This window comes from Clostridium mediterraneense (genome assembly GCF_900091705.1).
GTDB lineage: Bacteria > Bacillota > Clostridia > Clostridiales > Clostridiaceae > Sarcina > Sarcina mediterraneense.
Genome location: NZ_LT594785.1, coordinates 653,254 through 672,273, shown reverse-complemented (window position 1 = coordinate 672,273; position 19,020 = coordinate 653,254). Strand labels below are relative to the sequence as shown.

Below are 19,020 nucleotides of genomic sequence, written 5' to 3'. Positions count from 1 at the left end.
TTTTTGTTTATTTAAATTTTTATATATTCTAAAGAGCTTTTGCTCATATAGACAAATTTTTATTATGTTAAGCAATTGTATGGTACATTTCAAACATTGGAGTTAATACTGAAATTATTAAGAATCCAACTATTATCCCCATCACAACTAACATTATTGGTTCTATTATTGAAGTTATAGCTTCAATTGCTCTATCTAGTTCATCATCATAGAAATCAGCTGTTTTTGATAAGATATCATCTAGTGATCCAGATTCTTCACCTATCTTAACCATTGAGCTTAGCATTAATGGGAATACTCCAGTATCTTTTATTGGTTGAGCAAGTCCTTCTCCCTTTAATACTCTTTCTTTCACTGATTTAATTTCATTTTCTGCAAATTTATTTCCAAGAACTCCACCAACAACTTCTAAGGCATTTATAACTGTTACCCCTGCTGAAAGAACTGTTGCTAAACTTCTTGTAAATCTTGATACTACAACTTTTTGATTTAATTCCTTAAATGGTGAATATCTTAATTTATAAATATTATAATTTCTAATTCCACTTTCAACTTTTGTTGTATAGAACCAGAATCCACTACTTATAGCTGCTACAAGAGCAATTACTATATACCAACGTTCTCTAAGGAAATCACTAATAGCTAAAGTAAGCTTAGTTGTCCAAGGAAGCTCTGCTCCTGAACTTTCAAACATTTCAATAAACATTGGCATTACAAATACTAAAATGATTGTCATTACTGCAACTGTTACTAAAGATAAAATAACTGGATATATCATTGCATTTTTAATTTTTCCATTAAGCTTATGTTGCTTTTCATAATAAACAGCCATTCTAGCCATAATTGAATCAAGAGTACCACTCATTTCTCCAACCTCTACCATGCTTATAAGAAGAGATGGAAAATAATCTTCATGTTTTCCCATAGCTACTGATAAAGCTTCACCCTTTTTAATATCTTCATCAATTACTGATAAAACTATCTTTAATTTTTTATTTGGCAATTGTTCAGCAAGCATATTAACAGAAGCATTTATAGTAACCCCAGCTTCTAGCATAGTTGAAAACTGCCTACAAAAGATTGCTATATCTCTAAGCTTTACCTTGCTTACAAAATCAAATTTTATCTCTGCTGATTGCTGATTTTCTTCAACATTCAAAGGCATCATATTATTTGACTTGAGCATTGCATATACATCTTCAATTGAATCTGCTTCGAAATTTTTATACTCTTTAATTTCTCCAACACTACTCATAGCTCTATAATTAAACTTTGGCATCTTTTCTCCCTCCTTTTAAAATAAAAATTTATTCTAAGAACATAAGTGAAATTAACTCACTAATACTTGTTAAACCTTGAAGAACTAATTCCTGACAGCTCATAGCTAAAGTCTTCATGCCTTTTTTAACTGCTAAGTCTTTTAAAACATCTGAATTTTTAGTTGTTATTATAAGATCCTTAAGCTCTCTATCAACTTGTAAAACCTCATAAACACCTATTCTCCCTTTATAACCAAGTTGTCCACAAGCTACACAACCTTTACCTCTACTTAAAATTACATCTTCCTCCAAACTTAAACCAAGTATTTCTTTCTCATGATCACTAGCTTGATATTCTTCCTTACAGCTTGGACATATCTTTCTAACAAGCCTTTGAGCAATAACTCCTTTTATAGCTGTTGCTGCAAGATAAGGTTCAACTCCCATATCTACTAATCTTAAAATAGATGAAGCAGCATCATTTGTATGTAATGTACTTAAAACTAAGTGACCTGTAATCGCAGCTCTAACCCCTATTTGTGCTGTTTCACTATCTCTCATCTCCCCAATCATTATTATGTCAGGGTCTTGTCTTAACATAGACCTAAGTCCTGCTGCAAAAGTAAGACCAGCTTTTGAATTAACATGAACTTGATTTATACCTTCAACAGTATATTCAACAGGGTCTTCTATAGTAGTAATATTTTTCTTACCATCATTAAGCTCAGCTAAAACAGTATATAAAGTAGTAGATTTACCACTTCCAGTTGGCCCAGTAACAAGTATTATTCCATATGGAGAGGATACTATATCATCAAGTTTTTTTAGCATCTCTTTACTCATTCCAAGCTTTTCTTTCCCAATTTTATAATTACTTTTATCAAGTATTCTTATAACTACCTTCTCTCCAGTAATTAAAGGAATACTAGAAACTCTCATATCAACAGGAACTCCATCAATAGTAGTAACAATTCTTCCGTCCTGAGGAATCCTTCTCTCTGCTATATTCATATCAGCTAGTATCTTAATTCTTGTAATTATTGCACTTAATGCATCAATATCTATATTAAGAATTTCTTTTAACATCCCATCTATTCTATATCTAACTCTTATAACTTCCTCATAAGGCTCAATATGAATATCTGATACTTTTCTTTTAATAGCATCAGTTAATATCTGATCTACCATTTTAACTGCTGGTGCATTCTTAATATCATCAATCTCATCATCTTTTTTCTTTTTATTAACTTGTTTTTCTTTTGAAAGCTCTTTTGCTGCACTTTGAACATTTCTTCCTGAATAATATCTCTCAACAGTTGTTTCAATATCCTCTTTTCTTGCTATGTACGCCTCAATATCTAGACCTGTTGTAAAATTAATATCATCAATTGCAAAAATATTTAAAGGATCTGCAAATGCTATCTTTATCTTATTCTCCTTATGATTAATACCAAAAGGAAAGACTATATGTCTTTTACAAATAGATTCATTTAAAAGCTTTGTAACTTCTTTATCAACTATCAACATACTTAGGTCAACTCTCTCTATACCTAACTGTTGCTCTAAAGTCGACATTATATCATCCTCTGTTACAAGCCCTTCTTCTATTAATATCTCCCCTATTCTTCTCCCAGTATTTCTTTGTATTTCTAATGCTGACTGTAATTGAAGATTTGTTATCTTTTTATGCTCTATTAATAAGTCACCAATTCTTACTCTTTTTCTCGCCATCATATCCCTCTTAAATTCACATTTCAAACTATTATTTTACATAATTTATAATTTTATACTTTTATTGTATTGTTATATGACATAAAAAACAATAATTATCGTTTGTTTAATATCGACATTAAAATTAAAAATTATATATATAATTATTAATAAAATTAATTCCTAAATTAAACATTACATAAATACCTATAGCTAGACTTGGTCCAAAAGGTATATAATCTGTTTTCTTCTTTTTTCTTAATAAAATTAAACTTACTCCTAAAATTCCACCTATAATAAATGAGAATAAAAGCATAAAAATACTAAGTTTCCATCCTATAAAAACTCCTCCTAGGACAGCAATCTCTATATCCCCCTCACCCATAGCTCCTGTTAAATAACATATTCCAGCTATAACTACAAAACAGATTAATCCTCCAAGCAAAGCATAAAATAAATTAATAAAATAACTACCTATACTTATAGCTCCATTAAAACTCTCAATAACTGCAAAAATTATTCCTAAAATAATAGCAGGTATTGTAGTAACTGCATAAACATCCGTAGTATCATAATCTATAAGTGCTATAACTATTAAAAAGAAGGTTAATATTGAATATTTAAAAAACAAATATGTTAAACCAAAATTCAAATATATTATGCTAATTAAAATCCCTGTAAAAATTTCAACAAGTAAATATCTTATACTAACCTTTGAATTACAGTATCTACACTTTCCTTTTAAGAAAAGATAACTAAAAATAGGTATTAAATCTTTTATAGCAAGTCTCTTATTACATGTTCCACAACTAGATGGCGGACTTACCACTGATTTTTCTGCTGGAATTCTATAAATACAAACATTTAAAAAGCTTCCAATTACCACTGCAAATACAAAAACAATAAAAACCATATGCCACCTCCTCTAAAATTCTACTTTTATCTACATATTTGTATACACCTATTACTTTTATTTGTTAATTTTACATTTTATTCTATTTAATATTACACTATATTATCGTTCAATTCCATAGTTTAATTTATATTTTTTACTAAGATTTAATATATTTTTTAAATTTATTATATTTTTTTAATTTAATAATGTTTTCTATTTAATTTTTAATATAAATAAAAATAAGAAGAGTCTATTTTCATAAATATATAAACCCTTCTTACACTTTAACTAGAAATATTTATTTAAATTTTATAAAAAAAATAAAGAGATATCTAAAAAGATATCTCCTTATTTTTATTTGTTAATACATTCCTTCCATTCCAGGTGCTCCTTGTGGAAGTCCTGCATCTTTTTGTGGAATATCAACTACTGCTGCTTCTGTTGTTAAGAATGTAGCTGCTACTGAAGCTGCATTTTGAAGAGCTGATCTAGTAACCTTAGTTGGATCAACTATACCTGCTACTACCATATTTGTATATTTTCCATTTAAAGCATCATAACCTACTCCAGCTTCTGAATCTTTAATTTTTTCTATTATTACTGAACCTTCAACTCCAGCATTAAATGCTATTTGTCTCATTGGTTCTTCTAAAGCTCTAACTACTATATTTATTCCAACTTGCTTATCAGAATTTTCAGAAGATAACTTTTTAACAGAATTTATAACATTAATATAAGCTGTTCCACCACCAGCAACTATTCCTTCTTCAACAGCTGCTTTTGTAGCATTAAGAGCATCTTCTATTCTAAGTTTTCTTTCCTTAAGTTCTGTTTCTGTTGCTGCTCCCACTTTAATAACAGCAACTCCACCTGCAAGTTTCGCAAGTCTTTCTTTAAGCTTTTCTTTATCAAACTCTGATGTTGCTTCTTCAAGTTGATTTTTTATTTGAACTATTCTATTTTGAATATCTTCAGAATTTCCTCTTCCATTAACAATTACAGTATTTTCTTTTGTAACTTTGATACTTTCTGCTTGACCAAGCATATCTATAGTAACATCTTTTAAATCAATACCTAATTCTTCTGATAAAACTGTTCCTCCAGTTAAAATAGCTATATCACGAAGCATATCCTTTCTTCTATCACCAAATCCAGGTGCTTTAACTGCTACACAAGTGAATGAACCTCTAAGCTTATTAACAACAAGAGTTGCTATAGCTTCTCCTTCAACATCTTCTGCAACTATAAGAAGTTTTCTTCCTACTTGAACTATTTGTTCAAGAACAGGTAAAATTTCTTGTATGTTATTTATCTTTTTATCTGTAATTAAGATATATGGATTTTCTAAAACAGCTTCCATCTTTTCAGCATCTGTTACCATATAAGCTGATAAGTATCCTCTATCAAATTGCATACCTTCTACAACATCAAGTTCTGTTCCCATTGTCTTTGATTCTTCAACAGTAATAACACCTTCTGTTCCTACCTTTTCCATAGCTCCAGCAATAAGCTCTCCTATAGATGTATCTCCAGCTGAAACTGCTGCAACTCTTGCTATATCATCTCTACCTTCAACTGGTTTTGAAATAGCTTTAATTTCTTCTACAGCTTTTTCAACAGCCATATTAATTCCTGTTCTAACAAGCATAGGATTTGCTCCAGCTGTTACATTTTTAAGTCCTTCTCTAATAATAGCTTGAGCTAAAAGAGTAGCTGTAGTAGTTCCATCTCCTGCAACATCATTTGTTTTAGTAGCTACTTCCTTAACTAATTGAGCTCCCATATTTTCATATGGATCTTCAAGTTCAATTTCTCTAGCTATAGATACTCCATCATTTGTTATTAATGGAGTTCCAAATTTTTTGTCTAAAACAACATTTCTCCCTTTTGGTCCAAGTGTTACTTTAACTGTATTAGCAAGTTTATCAACACCTGCTTGCATTGCTCTTCTTGCATCTTCACCAAACATTAATGATTTTGCCATAATAAACTCCTTCCTCTCCTACTTATTCAACTATTGCTAGTATATCTTCTTCTTTTAATATTATATATTCTTCACCATCAAGTTTTACTTCTGACCCTATATATTGTGGGAATAAAACTTTATCCCCTACCTTAACTTGCATTTCATGTTTAATTCCATCAACAACTTCTCCAGGCCCCACAGCCTTAACTATTGCATATTGTGGTCTCTCCTTAGCTGTTCCTGTTAAAAGTATTCCACTTTTTGTTTTTTCTTCAGCCTCTACTCTCTTGATAACTACTCTGTTTCCAAGTGGTTTAATATTCACTTAAAACCCCTCCTTATAATTACTTATATAGTTAATCTTATTCATCAATTTAGCACTCTATTCCTTTGAGTGCTAACATTACTATTATAATATTAGAAATATTAAATAATTTCAATAATAAACTTTCCTTTTTTACCTTATATTATAACCAATAAATACCATTTATATTAATTAAATTATAATCTCTTTAAATTCCTCTAAATATCTTTGTTTTAAATCTATATTTATTTATTATAACTCTAATGATATATTTTCACAATTTTAGGCAATAATCAAAATATACTTATCTAAGAAAGAAAGGATTTAACTATGTCAAAATATATAAAAAACTTTAGCTTAGCTATATTAGGATTTATATTTCTACTATGTACCAATATAATAATAATCTTTAATAGTAATTTTATCTTTAAATACTTTACCATATTTAATAATACTTCATCTAAACTTTCTATGGGACTTAACAATATTCTAACAGACTATAACAATATAATAAGCTATTTAAGAAATCCTTTGATATACAAGCTAGAATTTAATAACTTCACCCTAAGTGATACTGCTGCAATTCATTTTTTTGAAGTAAAAAAAATCTTTTTCACACTACATCTAATAGCATTTATAATTTTACTTCTATTCTTTACATTAATGATTAACAGAAAATTTTTCAGCAACCACACTATTTTAAAAACAAATTTAAATAATGAAAGATATCAAATAAAAAAATATTTTAACTCAATAGTAATATCAATAATACTTATATCTGTAATATTTATTTTCTTAGACTTCTCTACCCTATTTAATAAATTTCACTCTATAGTATTCAATAATGACTATTGGATGTTCAGCTCAGTTAATGACTCAATAATAAATATTCTTCCTGAAAACTTCTTTATGATTTGTGTAATATCTGTTCTATTACTATTATTAATAGAAACATTACTAATAAATAAATTAATAAGAAAAAGATAGTGAAGATTACTCCTCACTATCTTTTTTAAGTTTATCAATATGTTTTCTACTATAAAAGAAAGCTATCGCAAATACAATTGCAAAAACTATAACAAAACCTATTAAAACATCCATATTCTTCATAGATATTTGATCCCCAAAGAAACAAGACATAAATACCCCCGGAATTCTACCTACTGTTGATATAACTAAAAACTCTTTTAAAGTTAAATCAGAAATACCACTAATATAACCTAATACATCCTTTGGTAATCCAGGGATAACATAAAGAATAAACATTATTGTTGCAGGTTTATTATGATTTTCCTTACCATTTTTCTTATGTTTACTTGATTCCAATTTATTTATGATCCAATGAGTTTTTTCACTGGCAATCTTCTTTACAAAAGGTTTTCCAAGCTTTCTACCTATACTGAAAGTTATTAAACTACCTATTATTGAACCAGTCATACATAAAATAAAAGCTAAAAGAGGTCCAAAAATATATCCACCAGCAATTTGTACTATTTCTCCTGGAATAATAAATACAACTATTTGAATTACTTGTATCAAAATAAATACTAAGAAACTATAGCTTCCATAGCTCAGTACTATTCTTTTAACATTTTCAACATCATCTAGAACATGCCATAGTCTTTGTATATCACCCATAAAAGGTATTGCTGCTATAATAACAGCAATAACAATAACCGCAGCTATTATGTACTTTTTCTTATTACTCATAAAGTCACTCCCTTCTAAATTAAAAGGTTATTTTTAATTCTACCAAAATCTTTTATTCACCTTATAAATTTTTATGTTATTATTTCATCTTTAAATTCATACAATATTAGTTTATATAATATTATAATAAATTATTTATGTATATATTTCATTTTTATTTCAATATTTATTACATCCTTTTTATAAGTATATAATCCTTATATTAAGATAATTTTAAATACATTTTAGTTATTAAATTTAAAATTATAAAATAAATAAATCTAATAATAAAATAAATGCATGTTTTATAAGTTAAACTTTTTAAAATCATACATTTATTATTTATAAAAATATATCGTTATATATTTTTATAACTTTATACTATTTTCTCTAGCATAATAGAATAAATACTGTTGAGCTGCTCCTGATAGCTCTTTAAATTTATCTCTAGCAAACTTTCTTATTTTAGGTAATGATGCTTCTTCTGCATTATAAAAATACATCATTGCTCTCCTTACCCAAATATCAACTGGAAAAGCTGAATGTTTTTCCATTGAGAATAACATAATACAATCAGCAACTTTTGATCCTATCCCCATATAATTTTGAAGAGCTTTATGACATTCATCATCACTTAAATTCATTATTCTTTCTAAGTCATACATTTTAATAAACTCTTCTTTTTCTTCTACCTCTAATTTGCCTTGTCTTATTAGTTCTGCCTTATTAATTTTATTTACTGTATCAACTATATACTTACTTCTAAATGAACCTCCAATTTCTTTTATTTCATCTAATGTAGCTTTAGCTAACACTTCTTTTCTAGGAAAAGTATAATATTCTTTGCCTTTATATATTATTTTATTTCCCCATCTTTCACATATATTATTGATAGTCTTACTTATAACAGGAATACTATTTCTAGCTGATATAATAAATGAAACTACAAGTTCAAAAGGTTCTTGATTTAATATTCTTATTCCATATCCATATTCAACAGATTTTCTTAAAATTTCATCCTTAGAAAGTTCTTCTTTTATCTTTGAATAATCTGTCTCTAAATCAAAATATCTAAGCCAAATATTTTTAAAATCTTCTTCATTTGTATTATGTAAAATAACATCATTATCTATTTGCTCTACTTCTAAAACTCTTTCATAAGCTACTCCAATATATCTATTATCAGCTTCCTTTTTCCATCTAAAACATTGGCCAGACTCACAAATCTGTTTTATATTAAAATCTTTAATATCCTTAAGGATAACTTTATTCTCTAAAAACTCAATATGTTTAAAATTCATCCCTTATAACACCTCCATAATTATTATTAGTTAACTATTATTAGCAACTAATTTAATTTTATACTAGAACTATAACTTTATAAATAATTATTTATAAAAAAAGAGATGTCTCAAATGAGGCATCTCTTTTTCTTATATCAAAAGTTTAGATTATTCATCAATACTGAATGATTCATGTAAGATTGTCTTATCTAATCCTTCTTTTTCTGTTTCTTCTGAAACTCTTATCTTACCTGTCATATCAACAAGTTTGATAATTATGAATGTTACTATGAATGAGTAAACTGATACTAATACAACTCCGAATAATTGTACTAAGAATTGGTGTACTCCAGCGTGAACTCCATTGATAGCTGATTGAGCGAATACACCGATTAATATTGAACCGATACATCCTCCCATTCCGTGTGTTCCCCATACGTCAAGAGCATCGTCCCAACCCATCTTCTTAGCGAATTTAACACATAAGAAGCACCAGATTGCTGCGATTATACCAATTGCTACAGCTGCTAATGGTGAAACATATCCAGCTGCTGGTGTTATTGTTGCAAGTCCAGCGATTGATCCTGTAACTGCTTCAACAAATGATAAGTGTTTTTCTTCGAAGTATGTGATAATCATCCATACTACCATAGCTACAGCTGCTGCGATTGCTGTGTTAGCAAATGCTACTGCTGCAAGTTCGTTAGCTCCAAGAACTCCACCTGAGTTGAATCCATACCATCCGAACCATAGAAGACCTGTTCCTAAAGCAACCATTCCTAAGTTTCCGTGCTTTCCAACATATTTTCTCTTTCCTAAGAAGATAATACATGCTAAAGCTCCAAATCCAGCTGTTGCGTGGATAACAGTTCCTCCAGCGAAGTCAACGAATCCCATTTTAGCTAAGAATCCGTTACCCCATACCCAGTGAGCTACTGGGAAGTAGATAAAGATCATCCAAAGAATAAGTATCTTAACATAAGCACCAAACTTCATTCTGTTAGCAAACGCACCTGTTGCTAATGGGAATGTAATAACTGCAAACATTAATTGATACATAAAGTATAATAAGAACGGAATATGTCCGCCATATGTTGCATTAGTTAATAATGTAACATCTTTAAATGCGAAAAATTGTGCTGGATTACCTATAATTCCTGCTCCTGAAACAGAGTCACCGAATACTAAGCTAAATCCACCAAAGATCCACATTATAGTTACTATAGCAAAAGCTACAAATGATTGTAACATTATAGTAACTGAGTTTTTCTTCTCTACAAGTCCACCGTAGAAGAAGGCAAGTCCTGGTGTCATTAAGGCAACAAGAGCTGTTGATATTACCATAAATGTTGTATCCCCAGCGTTAACTGGCATTGGATGTACTGGTAACATTTAGATCACTCCTTTTTTTCTTTTGTTGCATTAAAAAGCTATCTAACACACTAAATATGTATAATTTCTTAATCCTAAACCCTAAATAGCTTTTTAATCCAAAATATATTTTGACTTCTAAGTATTACCTTTAGAGAGATCTAATATTTTATTTTTAACTTCCAATTATATATTATAACCTTCCTCAAGTAAATACTTTTTGGCCTTTCATATATAGATTTTACAACATATTTCGACTTTTTTCAATTAAATTTAACAACTTTAAACACTTTTAAATGTTTAACTATTTATCTAATACTTTACTAGTATTTTTAAATGTTTGTTTTTAGCTTATTGATATTTTGTTCGCTCTTTAATAAATTTGTTATTAAATTTACAATTCAATCTTTAATAAAGCCAAAGAAATAATCTAAAATTTACTTATTATATTGGAATTTCACCTCTAAACATATCATTTGTTATTATAAAATAAATATTCTAGTAGAAATTTTCCATAAAAAAATGCCTAGCTAAATAGCTAGGCATTTTTTATCTTTTTCCTAATTCTAATTCTATGGAACCAAACTTTTCTTTTCTTATATGATTTACACAAACAAATATAGCTTTTTCTAAGTGTTGTGTTAAGTTTCCTAAAGCTCTAAGAACAAATCCATTTACTTCTAACTTACTTATTCCAACTTTTATATCTAAATCTAATTCTTTGATTTTTTCTCTTAAAGTAGCTATAAGTTCATCATCAACCATATCATCAATAACAATAAGTGAACTATAGTTATTATATTCTTCCATAAATCCTAATGAGTCCATTCTATCAGCTCTTGGATCTAATTTAAGGTTATCTAATAATACTGGTTTATCATCTATATATAGTCTTAACTTCATTTGTACATTACTATATTTAAATTTTCCACCATCTGGTGACCATCCTGATGTTATACCATCAGTATATACTAATGATGCACTATCCTTCATTCGGATTTCTGTTTCTTGTCTAAACATAGCATCCTTATATAAAATTACACTATCTGTAATAAATTCTAAATTTGAATTATCTTCTAATATAATTTCATTTTTTTGATATGAAGGTAAATCATTTTCACATTTATATATCTTTGTAGCTGCTTGAGTTGTTACAACAGCTCTTGCATTTTCCTTTAGATGTACATATGTTCTAAATCTTTCATTTTCAACATATCCTCCACCTAATTGCATTAAATAATAACAAGGAATTTTTTCTGAATCTAAGTGTAAAGCTCTAGCAAGCTTTGCTATACCTGTGAAATATGATTTTTCAGTATAATTTTTACCATCTCTATTAGCTATAACTAATTCACTATTAGCTGCATATTCATTTTGATTATTTGCAGTAGTCATATCTTATGAAATTCCTTCTAATAAGCAGTTTTTCTTAATCCAATTTTGAACTTGTTCTATTCCTGAATCAGTTTTTAAGTTTGTGAATATGAAACTATCTTCGTTTCTAAATACTAATGTATCTTTTCTCATTATATCTAAGTCAGCACCTACATATGGAGCTAAGTCAACCTTATTTATGATAAATAAGTCACTCTTTATCATACCTTGACCTGCTTTTCTTGGTATTTTTTCTCCTTGTGCAACGTCTATTATGTACATTGAGAAATCTACTAAATCTGGGCTGAATGTAGCAGCAAGATTATCTCCACCACTTTCAACAAATATAAGATCTAAATCATTGAATTTGTGCTTTAATTCTTCAATTGCAGCAAAGTTCATTGAAGCATCTTCTCTTATTGCTGTGTGAGGGCATCCCCCTGTTTCTACACCTATAATTTTTTCTGCTGGTAAAACAGAATTCTTAACCATAAACTTAGCATCTTCTTTTGTATAGATATCATTTGTTATAACTGCACAGTTATACTCATCATTCATAGCTCTTGTTAATCTCTCTATTAATAAAGTTTTTCCTGCACCAACAGGTCCACCTACTCCTATTACAACTGGTCTCATTTTAAGACACTTCCTTTCAAATTTACAATTTAAACAAATTATTAAGACATAAATAATCTAAATATTTGTGTTTCGTGTTTTATTTGTGCCATTTCTAAACCTGGAACATTCGCACCAAAATCATCTTCTGTTAAAGTTGATATGTAAGAATATAATCTTTCAAAATCATCTGAAAACTCTTTAAGAACTAATTGACCATCTTTTTGACCAAGTGGTATTGTTCTAACTGCATTTTGTACTAATGTAGATACTGTTGCATACATATGGTACATTGTAGCTCTCTTTAATGGTACTTCTAATTTATGCATTAATATTGCAAAAGCTATAGCTGGATGTCCATAAGCCTCTTTATTTTTAATTTTTCTACTATATTCTTCTAATAAATCTGATTCATGTAAATCTAAAAGAAGTTCACACATTCTTCTAGCAACAAGTTTACCAGCGTTTCTAGTTTCCATAGCAACACTTTGTACTGTTATCCATGTATCAAGTTCCCATATTTTGTCTATAGTATTATTATCAATACTTTCATAAACAAATCTTATAGCCAAAGCATCATTTTGACTAAATGAATCTTTTAAGAAAGCTTTTATCCATATTTTTAATGTTTCTGCACTATTAACTTTTCCAGTTCTTAGATAGTTTTCCATTCCATATGAATGGTTGAATGATCCCACTGGGAAGTTAGAATCACATAATTGCATCATATTTAAAATTTCTAATATATTAACATCATTATTATACATGTTTATGACCGAACTCGACATGCCTAAACGCCTTTTCAAGCGTAACATGCTCTCTTGAATATTTTATAGCTTCTTGTTTTAATAAATCTTCAACTAGTTTATCATATTCTAAAATCATCATACCGTCTCTAAATTGAGCTGGTAAATGTCTATTTCCTAAATTATGTGCAATTCTTCCCATTTCTGTTATAGTTTCTGGCTTAATTATTAGTACGTCATCTGATTTAACACTAACAACAACCATGTTCTTTTCATCTTTGTATAGGATATCTCCATCCTTTAATACTTCACCTTTATCTATTGAAATACCATATTCATGACCATGATCTGAAACAACTCTATTGATTCTCTTTAAAAGTTCATCACTTCTTAAGTATAGTTTTTCAACATGTAATCCTTGAGTATCAATATCATCATTTATATTTCCTAAAATTTTATTTAATATCATAGTAAAATACCTCCTACATCAATTATCTTTATTATAAACATCTGGCATAGTTTTATACAAAACTATGCCAGATAGATTATCTATTAGAATAAGAAGTACTTTTGTGTCATTGGAAGTTCTGTAGCAGGTTCAGCTACTATTGGTTCTCCGTCAACACTAACGATGTATGTTTGTGGATCTACTTCTATCTTAGGAGTAGCATCGTTAAGTTTCATGTCCTTCTTAGTAAGGTTTCTAATTCCCTTAACTGGTAATACTTCTCTTTCAAGACCTAATTCTTCCTTGATTCCGTTTTCCCATGCAAGTTTTGAAACGAATGTTATACATGATTGAGCAATTCCTTTTCCTTCTGCATAGTACATCTTTCTTAAGATTCTTGGTTGAATTGTTGGGATTGAAGCATTTGGATCACCTGAAACAGCCATAGAAATAAGACCCTTCTTGATTATCATTTCTGGCTTAACTCCGAAGAATTGTGGTGTCCATAATACTAAGTCAGCATACTTACCAACTTCAACTGATCCGATGTATTCTCCTACACCTTGAGCGATAGCTGGGTTGATTGTGTACTTAGCAACATATCTCTTGATTCTGTTGTTATCGTTATATTCGCTGTCTCCTTCTAAAGGTCCTCTTAGGTTCTTCATGTGGTGAGCAACTTGCCATGTTCTTGTAACAACTTCTCCGATTCTTCCCATAGCGATAGCATCTGAACTTGTCATACTTATTACACCCATATCGTGTAATACGTCTTCAGCTTCGATTGTTTGGTGTCTGATTCTTGAATCAGCAAATGCTACGTCTTCTGGTATTTTTGGATCTAAGTGGTGACATACCATTAACATATCTAAGTGTTCTGCTATTGTGTTATGTGTGTATGGTAATGTTGGACTTGTTGAAGCTGGTAATACGTTGTTGTATTGAGCAGCCTTTATGATGTCAGGTGCGTGTCCACCACCTGCTCCTTCTGTATGGAATGTGTGGATACATCTTCCTGCTATAGCATCTATTGTATCTTCTAAGAATCCATATTCATTTAATGTATCTGTGTGGATTGATACTTGTATATCATACTTATCAGCCATTTCTAAAGCCTTATCGATACATCCTCTTGTTGCACCCCAGTCTTCGTGAACCTTGAATCCAGCTGCTCCAGCTGCAATTTGTTCTACTCCTGGTGCATCATCGTGTGCTCCAGCTTTAGCTAATATACCTATGTTTACTGGTAAATGTTCAGCTGCTTCTAACATTCTCTTGATGTTGAATGGTCCTGGTGTTGCTGTAACAGCGTTTGATCCGTCTGCTGGACCTGTTCCACCACCGAATAATGTTGTGATACCACCTTGTAAACCTACAGTTACTTCATCTGGGTTGATGTAGTGAACGTGTGTATCTATACCACCAGCTGTTATGATGAATCCTTCTCCAGCTAATGCTTCTGTAGCAACCCCTACTATAAAGTCTACATCATCCATGATGTCTGGGTTACCACCTTTACCGATAGCCATGATTTTTCCATCTCTGATACCGATATCTGCTTTGTATATTCCTGTGTAGTCTATGATTGTAGCTCCTGAAATAATTAAATCAGCTACTAATGGGTTGTTTCTTGATTCTGTTATGTTAACTCCCATACCAGCTCTAAGTGTCTTACCACCACCGAACTTACATTCATCTCCATGCTTTGTTAAATCTTTTTCTATTTGTGCAAATAAGTTTGTATCTGCAAGTCTGAAACTGTCTCCTACTGTTGGTCCGAACATATCAACATATGATTTTCTATTCATTTCAAAACTCATGACATTGACCTCCTCTTTATATATTTTAAATTATTTATCTAATGGTCCGTTAACCTTATCATTTAATCCAAATATTCTTCTTGAACCTTGGATATCTATTAAAGATACTTCTTTTTCATCACCTGGTTCAAATCTTACAGCTGTACCTGATGGTATATCTAATCTCTTACCGTATGCTGCTTCTCTATCGAATTCTAACTTTGTGTTAACTTCTGCAAAGTGATAGTGTGATCCTACTTGAACTGGTCTATCTCCTGTATTTACAACTCTTAGTTTAATACTTGTTGTACCTTCGTTCATTACTACCTTTTCATCTTTTAAAATGTATTCTCCTGGTATCATCATTGAAACCTCCTTTTTTTTAAAATTATTGTATTGGATCGTGAACTGTTACAAGCTTTGTTCCATCTGGGAATGTAACTTCAACTTGAATTGAGTGAATCATTTCTGGAACACCTTCCATAACTTCTTCAGCCTTAATTAATTCTCTTCCTTCTGACATTAATTGTTCAACAGTTTTACCGTCTCTAGCACCTTCTGTTATAAAATCAGTGATTATAGCTACTGATTCAGGGTAATTAAGTTTTAATCCTCTGTCTCTTCTTCTCTTAGCTACATCAGCTGCAACAACCATCATAAGTCTTTCTTGCTCTCTTAATGTAAACTTCATTGATTATTCCTCCTTTTTAAATTCATTAACTCAACAATAACTTAAAAAAACATAATTTAAAATTGAATTACTAAATTATAAAAAAATTTAAGTTCTAAATTAATTCAAAAATAGTTTATCCAAAAGAAATATTATTATTCTTTTAAATTATCGATTATTAATATAATTTAACCCAACTCAAATTTTGAATTAGTTTATGAATAAATAATACCTTTTTGTATTAAATTCGTCAAATTTCGATTGTTTTTATTTTATTATTTAAATAGGTCTCATAATTTTAACTTTTTATTTAAATTTAGCTTTTTTAATAAAAGATAATATTTATTACTAGGAATTGATAAACAATATATAAATTTCACCTTTATTTAAAATATTCTGCTAGTGTTATTATTTATCTTTTTACAACAAAAAACTATCATTTTATAACAAAAAAACAGACTTTTTATAATATAAAAAATCTGTTTTTTATAATCATTATTTCTTTTACAAGAAAGTATTTCCATTACCTATTTTTAATATATTTATCTATACCTATTGCAGCTTTTTTTCCTGCTCCCATTGCTAAAATAACAGTTGCTGCTCCAGTAACTGCATCGCCCCCTGCAAATACTCCTTCTTTTGATGTCGCTCCACTTTCTTCATCTGCTACAAGACACTCCCACTTATTTGTTTCAAGACCTTTAGTTGTAGAGCTTATTAGAGGATTTGGTGATGTCCCAAGAGACATAATTACATTATCAATATCCATAATAAATTCTGACCCTTCAACAGGTACTGGTCTTCTTCTCCCTGAACTATCAGCCTCTCCAAGCTCCATTTTGATACACTTCATTCCTTTAACCCAACCATTTTCATCTTCTATAATTTCAATTGGATTAGTTAAAACATCAAATATTACTCCCTCTTCTTTAGCATGATGTACTTCTTCTTTTCTTGCTGGTAATTCTTCTTCACTTCTTCTATAAATTATATGAACTTCTGCTCCAAGTCTTAAAGCAGTTCTTGCAGCATCCATAGCAACATTTCCCCCACCAACAACTGCAACTTTTTTACCTATTTTAACAGGAGTATCATATTCATTTTTATATGCTTTCATAAGGTTATTTCTTGTTAAAAATTCATTTGCTGAAAATACTCCATTTGCATTTTCACCTTTTATACCCATAAACTTTGGAAGTCCAGCACCTGATCCAATAAATACTGCTTCAAAACCTTCTTCTTCTAAAAGTTCATCAATTGTAACTGTTCTTCCTACTATAACATTAGTCTCTATTTTAACTCCTAATTTCTTCACATTTTCTATTTCAGCCTTTACTACTGAATCTTTAGGTAATCTAAATTCTGGTATACCATAAACTAAAACTCCACCCGCTTCGTGTAAAGCTTCAAATATTGTAACATCATATCCCATCTTTGCAAGATCCCCAGCACAAGTAAGTCCAGCTGGTCCACTTCCTACTACTGCTACTTTTTTATTATTTTTATTAATTTCTATATCAAGCTCTATATTATTTTCTCTAACGTAATCTGCAACAAATTTTTCTAACTTACCAATAGCAACAGCTTCTCCTTTTATGCCTAAGACACATTTCCCTTCACATTGAACTTCTTGTGGACATACTCTGCCACATACTGCTGGAAGAGCTGATGCTTTAGCTATTACTTCTGCTGCCTCTTTTATATTTCCATCTTTAAGATTTTTTATAAAACCTGGTATATCAATAGCTACTGGGCAATTTCCTACACATTTAGGATTTTTACAGTTTAAACATCTTCTAGCTTCATTTATTGCTAAGTCTAAATCATATCCAAGACAAACTTCTTTAAAATTATTAGCTCTTACCTTAGCTTCTTGTTCTCTAACAGGAGTTCTATTTAAATTTACAGCCATTAATTTTCACCTCCACAGTTTCCACATCCACCATGATGAGTATCACCTTCAGCTTCTTTAAGTATTTTTCTTCCTTCTTCAGTCTTATAAATTTGTTGTCTTCTCATAGCTTCATCAAAGTTAACTAAATGCCCATCAAATTCTGGTCCATCAACACAAGCAAACTTAACTTCATTTCCTACAGTTACTCTACAAGCTCCACACATACCAGTTCCATCAACCATTATAGGATTAAGACTCGCTATAGTAGGAATATTTAATTTTTTAGTAAGAAGACAAACAAATTTCATCATTATCATAGGTCCTATAGTTACTACTAAATCATATTTTTTACCTTCATTAATAACTAAGTCTTCTATTAAATTAGTTACAAGTCCCTTTTTACCATAAGAACCATCATCCGTCGCTATATATAAATTACCTGCAACCTCTCTCATTTCATTTTCTAAAATAAGCATATTTTTATTTTTTGCTCCAACTATAACATCAGCTTTTACCCCATTTTTATTTAACCATTTAACTTGTGGATAAACTGGTGCTGTTCCAACTCCGCCTGCTACAAATAATATTTTTTTATTTTTTAAATCTTCTAAATTTTCATCAATAAGCTCTGATTGTCTACCTAAAGGTCCTACAAAATCTTTAAATTCATCACCAACTTCAAGTTCTTGCATCCTTTTAGTTGATTCACCTATTGTTTGAAAAACTATACTGACAGTTCCTTCCCCTTTATCATAATCACAAATAGTTAATGGGATTCTCTCTCCCGTTTCATTAATCTTAACAATTACAAACTGACCTGGATTAGCAGATTTAGCTACTCTTGGAGCTAAAATATCCATAAGATATATATTTTGTGCTAACTCTTGCTTTTTAGTAATTTTAAACACCTTAATTCCCCCTATATTTATAATTAATTAAAATTATACATTTTTTACATTTTTTATTCAATATTGATATCACAAATATATTAAAGGCA

Annotated in this window: 18 protein-coding genes; 1 reads left to right on the top strand and 17 read right to left on the bottom strand. The window is 29.8% G+C overall.

Features of this window, described 5'->3' with window-relative positions; all coding sequences use genetic code 11:
- Positions 1 to 67: 67 nt before the first annotated feature.
- The 5 genes from BN8917_RS05220 to BN8917_RS05200 form a co-directional block, all read right to left on the bottom strand.
- Positions 68 to 1,279, bottom strand: coding sequence for a type II secretion system F family protein (locus BN8917_RS05220; RefSeq protein ID WP_066871571.1), 1,212 nt, complete (start codon positions 1,277 to 1,279; stop codon positions 68 to 70).
- 28 nt (positions 1,280 to 1,307) lie between these two features.
- Positions 1,308 to 2,990: a GspE/PulE family protein gene (locus tag BN8917_RS05215; RefSeq protein ID WP_187117187.1), complete on the bottom strand. Its 1,683-nt coding sequence runs from the start codon at positions 2,988 to 2,990 to the stop codon at positions 1,308 to 1,310.
- A gap of 124 nt (positions 2,991 to 3,114) precedes the next feature.
- Positions 3,115 to 3,882, bottom strand: a complete 768-nt coding sequence (locus tag BN8917_RS05210; RefSeq protein ID WP_066871564.1) for a prepilin peptidase — start codon at positions 3,880 to 3,882, stop codon at positions 3,115 to 3,117.
- Positions 3,883 to 4,225: 343 nt separating this feature from the next.
- A complete protein-coding gene (gene groL, locus BN8917_RS05205; RefSeq protein ID WP_066871561.1) occupies positions 4,226 to 5,848 on the bottom strand; it encodes a chaperonin GroEL in 1,623 nt (540 codons plus the stop codon).
- A 22-nt stretch (positions 5,849 to 5,870) separates the two neighbouring features.
- Positions 5,871 to 6,155, bottom strand: a complete 285-nt coding sequence (locus BN8917_RS05200; RefSeq protein WP_066871558.1) for a co-chaperone GroES — start codon at positions 6,153 to 6,155, stop codon at positions 5,871 to 5,873.
- Between the two features lie 309 nt (positions 6,156 to 6,464).
- Between BN8917_RS05200 and BN8917_RS14820 the strand changes: the two genes are divergently transcribed.
- Positions 6,465 to 7,121, top strand: coding sequence for a TIGR01906 family membrane protein (locus tag BN8917_RS14820; RefSeq protein ID WP_084748495.1), 657 nt, complete (start codon positions 6,465 to 6,467; stop codon positions 7,119 to 7,121).
- A gap of 6 nt (positions 7,122 to 7,127) precedes the next feature.
- On the opposite strand, the gene BN8917_RS05195 is transcribed toward BN8917_RS14820, so the two are convergent.
- The 12 genes from BN8917_RS05195 to BN8917_RS05140 form a co-directional block, all read right to left on the bottom strand.
- Positions 7,128 to 7,844, bottom strand: a complete 717-nt coding sequence (locus BN8917_RS05195; RefSeq protein ID WP_066871555.1) for a TVP38/TMEM64 family protein — start codon at positions 7,842 to 7,844, stop codon at positions 7,128 to 7,130.
- Positions 7,845 to 8,191: 347 nt separating this feature from the next.
- On the bottom strand, positions 8,192 to 9,124 hold the full coding sequence (locus BN8917_RS05190) for a DNA-3-methyladenine glycosylase family protein (protein WP_066871552.1): 933 nt from the start codon (positions 9,122 to 9,124) through the stop codon (positions 8,192 to 8,194).
- Between the two features lie 150 nt (positions 9,125 to 9,274).
- Positions 9,275 to 10,498: an ammonium transporter gene (locus BN8917_RS05185; RefSeq protein ID WP_235829980.1), complete on the bottom strand. Its 1,224-nt coding sequence runs from the start codon at positions 10,496 to 10,498 to the stop codon at positions 9,275 to 9,277.
- A gap of 528 nt (positions 10,499 to 11,026) precedes the next feature.
- On the bottom strand, positions 11,027 to 11,872 hold the full coding sequence (locus BN8917_RS05180) for an urease accessory protein UreD (RefSeq protein WP_066871549.1): 846 nt from the start codon (positions 11,870 to 11,872) through the stop codon (positions 11,027 to 11,029).
- Positions 11,873 to 11,875: 3 nt separating this feature from the next.
- Positions 11,876 to 12,487 (bottom strand): urease accessory protein UreG, encoded by a 612-nt coding sequence (ureG, locus tag BN8917_RS05175; protein ID WP_066871546.1) that lies wholly within the window; start codon positions 12,485 to 12,487, stop codon positions 11,876 to 11,878.
- A 41-nt stretch (positions 12,488 to 12,528) separates the two neighbouring features.
- Positions 12,529 to 13,233, bottom strand: coding sequence for an urease accessory protein UreF (locus BN8917_RS05170; protein WP_066871543.1), 705 nt, complete (start codon positions 13,231 to 13,233; stop codon positions 12,529 to 12,531).
- Positions 13,226 to 13,681 carry an urease accessory protein UreE gene (locus tag BN8917_RS05165; protein ID WP_066871540.1) on the bottom strand — a complete coding sequence of 152 codons (456 nt, stop codon included), beginning with the start codon at positions 13,679 to 13,681 and terminating at the stop codon, positions 13,226 to 13,228. Before BN8917_RS05165 ends, BN8917_RS05170 begins: the two co-directional genes overlap by 8 nt.
- An 83-nt stretch (positions 13,682 to 13,764) precedes the next feature.
- A complete protein-coding gene (gene ureC, locus BN8917_RS05160; RefSeq protein ID WP_066871537.1) occupies positions 13,765 to 15,480 on the bottom strand; it encodes an urease subunit alpha in 1,716 nt (571 codons plus the stop codon).
- A gap of 30 nt (positions 15,481 to 15,510) precedes the next feature.
- A complete protein-coding gene (locus BN8917_RS05155; protein WP_066871534.1) occupies positions 15,511 to 15,822 on the bottom strand; it encodes an urease subunit beta in 312 nt (103 codons plus the stop codon).
- Positions 15,823 to 15,847: 25 nt separating this feature from the next.
- Positions 15,848 to 16,150: an urease subunit gamma gene (locus BN8917_RS05150; RefSeq protein ID WP_066871531.1), complete on the bottom strand. Its 303-nt coding sequence runs from the start codon at positions 16,148 to 16,150 to the stop codon at positions 15,848 to 15,850.
- 502 nt (positions 16,151 to 16,652) lie between these two features.
- Positions 16,653 to 18,041, bottom strand: a complete 1,389-nt coding sequence (gene gltA, locus BN8917_RS05145) for an NADPH-dependent glutamate synthase (RefSeq protein ID WP_066871528.1) — start codon at positions 18,039 to 18,041, stop codon at positions 16,653 to 16,655.
- Positions 18,041 to 18,931, bottom strand: coding sequence for a sulfide/dihydroorotate dehydrogenase-like FAD/NAD-binding protein (locus BN8917_RS05140; RefSeq protein WP_066871525.1), 891 nt, complete (start codon positions 18,929 to 18,931; stop codon positions 18,041 to 18,043). Before BN8917_RS05140 ends, gltA begins: the two co-directional genes overlap by 1 nt.
- Positions 18,932 to 19,020: the final 89 nt, after the last annotated feature.

Excerpts from the sequence above, each read along its gene's own strand:
- BN8917_RS05220 (WP_066871571.1), bottom strand. The coding sequence starts at position 1,279 with ATGCCAAAGTTTAATTATAGAGCTATGAGTAGTGTTGGAGAAATTAAA.
- BN8917_RS05215 (WP_187117187.1), bottom strand. The coding sequence starts at position 2,990 with ATGGCGAGAAAAAGAGTAAGAATTGGTGACTTATTAATAGAGCATAAA.
- BN8917_RS05210 (WP_066871564.1), bottom strand. The coding sequence starts at position 3,882 with ATGGTTTTTATTGTTTTTGTATTTGCAGTGGTAATTGGAAGCTTTTTA.
- groL (WP_066871561.1), bottom strand. The coding sequence starts at position 5,848 with ATGGCAAAATCATTAATGTTTGGTGAAGATGCAAGAAGAGCAATGCAA.
- BN8917_RS14820 (WP_084748495.1), top strand. The coding sequence starts at position 6,465 with ATGTCAAAATATATAAAAAACTTTAGCTTAGCTATATTAGGATTTATA.
- BN8917_RS05195 (WP_066871555.1), bottom strand. The coding sequence starts at position 7,844 with ATGAGTAATAAGAAAAAGTACATAATAGCTGCGGTTATTGTTATTGCT.
- BN8917_RS05190 (WP_066871552.1), bottom strand. The coding sequence starts at position 9,124 with ATGAATTTTAAACATATTGAGTTTTTAGAGAATAAAGTTATCCTTAAG.
- BN8917_RS05185 (WP_235829980.1), bottom strand. The coding sequence starts at position 10,498 with ATGTTACCAGTACATCCAATGCCAGTTAACGCTGGGGATACAACATTT.
- BN8917_RS05180 (WP_066871549.1), bottom strand. The coding sequence starts at position 11,872 with ATGACTACTGCAAATAATCAAAATGAATATGCAGCTAATAGTGAATTA.
- ureG (WP_066871546.1), bottom strand. The coding sequence starts at position 12,487 with ATGAGACCAGTTGTAATAGGAGTAGGTGGACCTGTTGGTGCAGGAAAA.
- BN8917_RS05170 (WP_066871543.1), bottom strand. The coding sequence starts at position 13,233 with ATGTATAATAATGATGTTAATATATTAGAAATTTTAAATATGATGCAA.
- BN8917_RS05165 (WP_066871540.1), bottom strand. The coding sequence starts at position 13,681 with ATGATATTAAATAAAATTTTAGGAAATATAAATGATGATATTGATACT.
- ureC (WP_066871537.1), bottom strand. The coding sequence starts at position 15,480 with ATGAGTTTTGAAATGAATAGAAAATCATATGTTGATATGTTCGGACCA.
- BN8917_RS05155 (WP_066871534.1), bottom strand. The coding sequence starts at position 15,822 with ATGATACCAGGAGAATACATTTTAAAAGATGAAAAGGTAGTAATGAAC.
- BN8917_RS05150 (WP_066871531.1), bottom strand. The coding sequence starts at position 16,150 with ATGAAGTTTACATTAAGAGAGCAAGAAAGACTTATGATGGTTGTTGCA.
- gltA (WP_066871528.1), bottom strand. The coding sequence starts at position 18,041 with ATGGCTGTAAATTTAAATAGAACTCCTGTTAGAGAACAAGAAGCTAAG.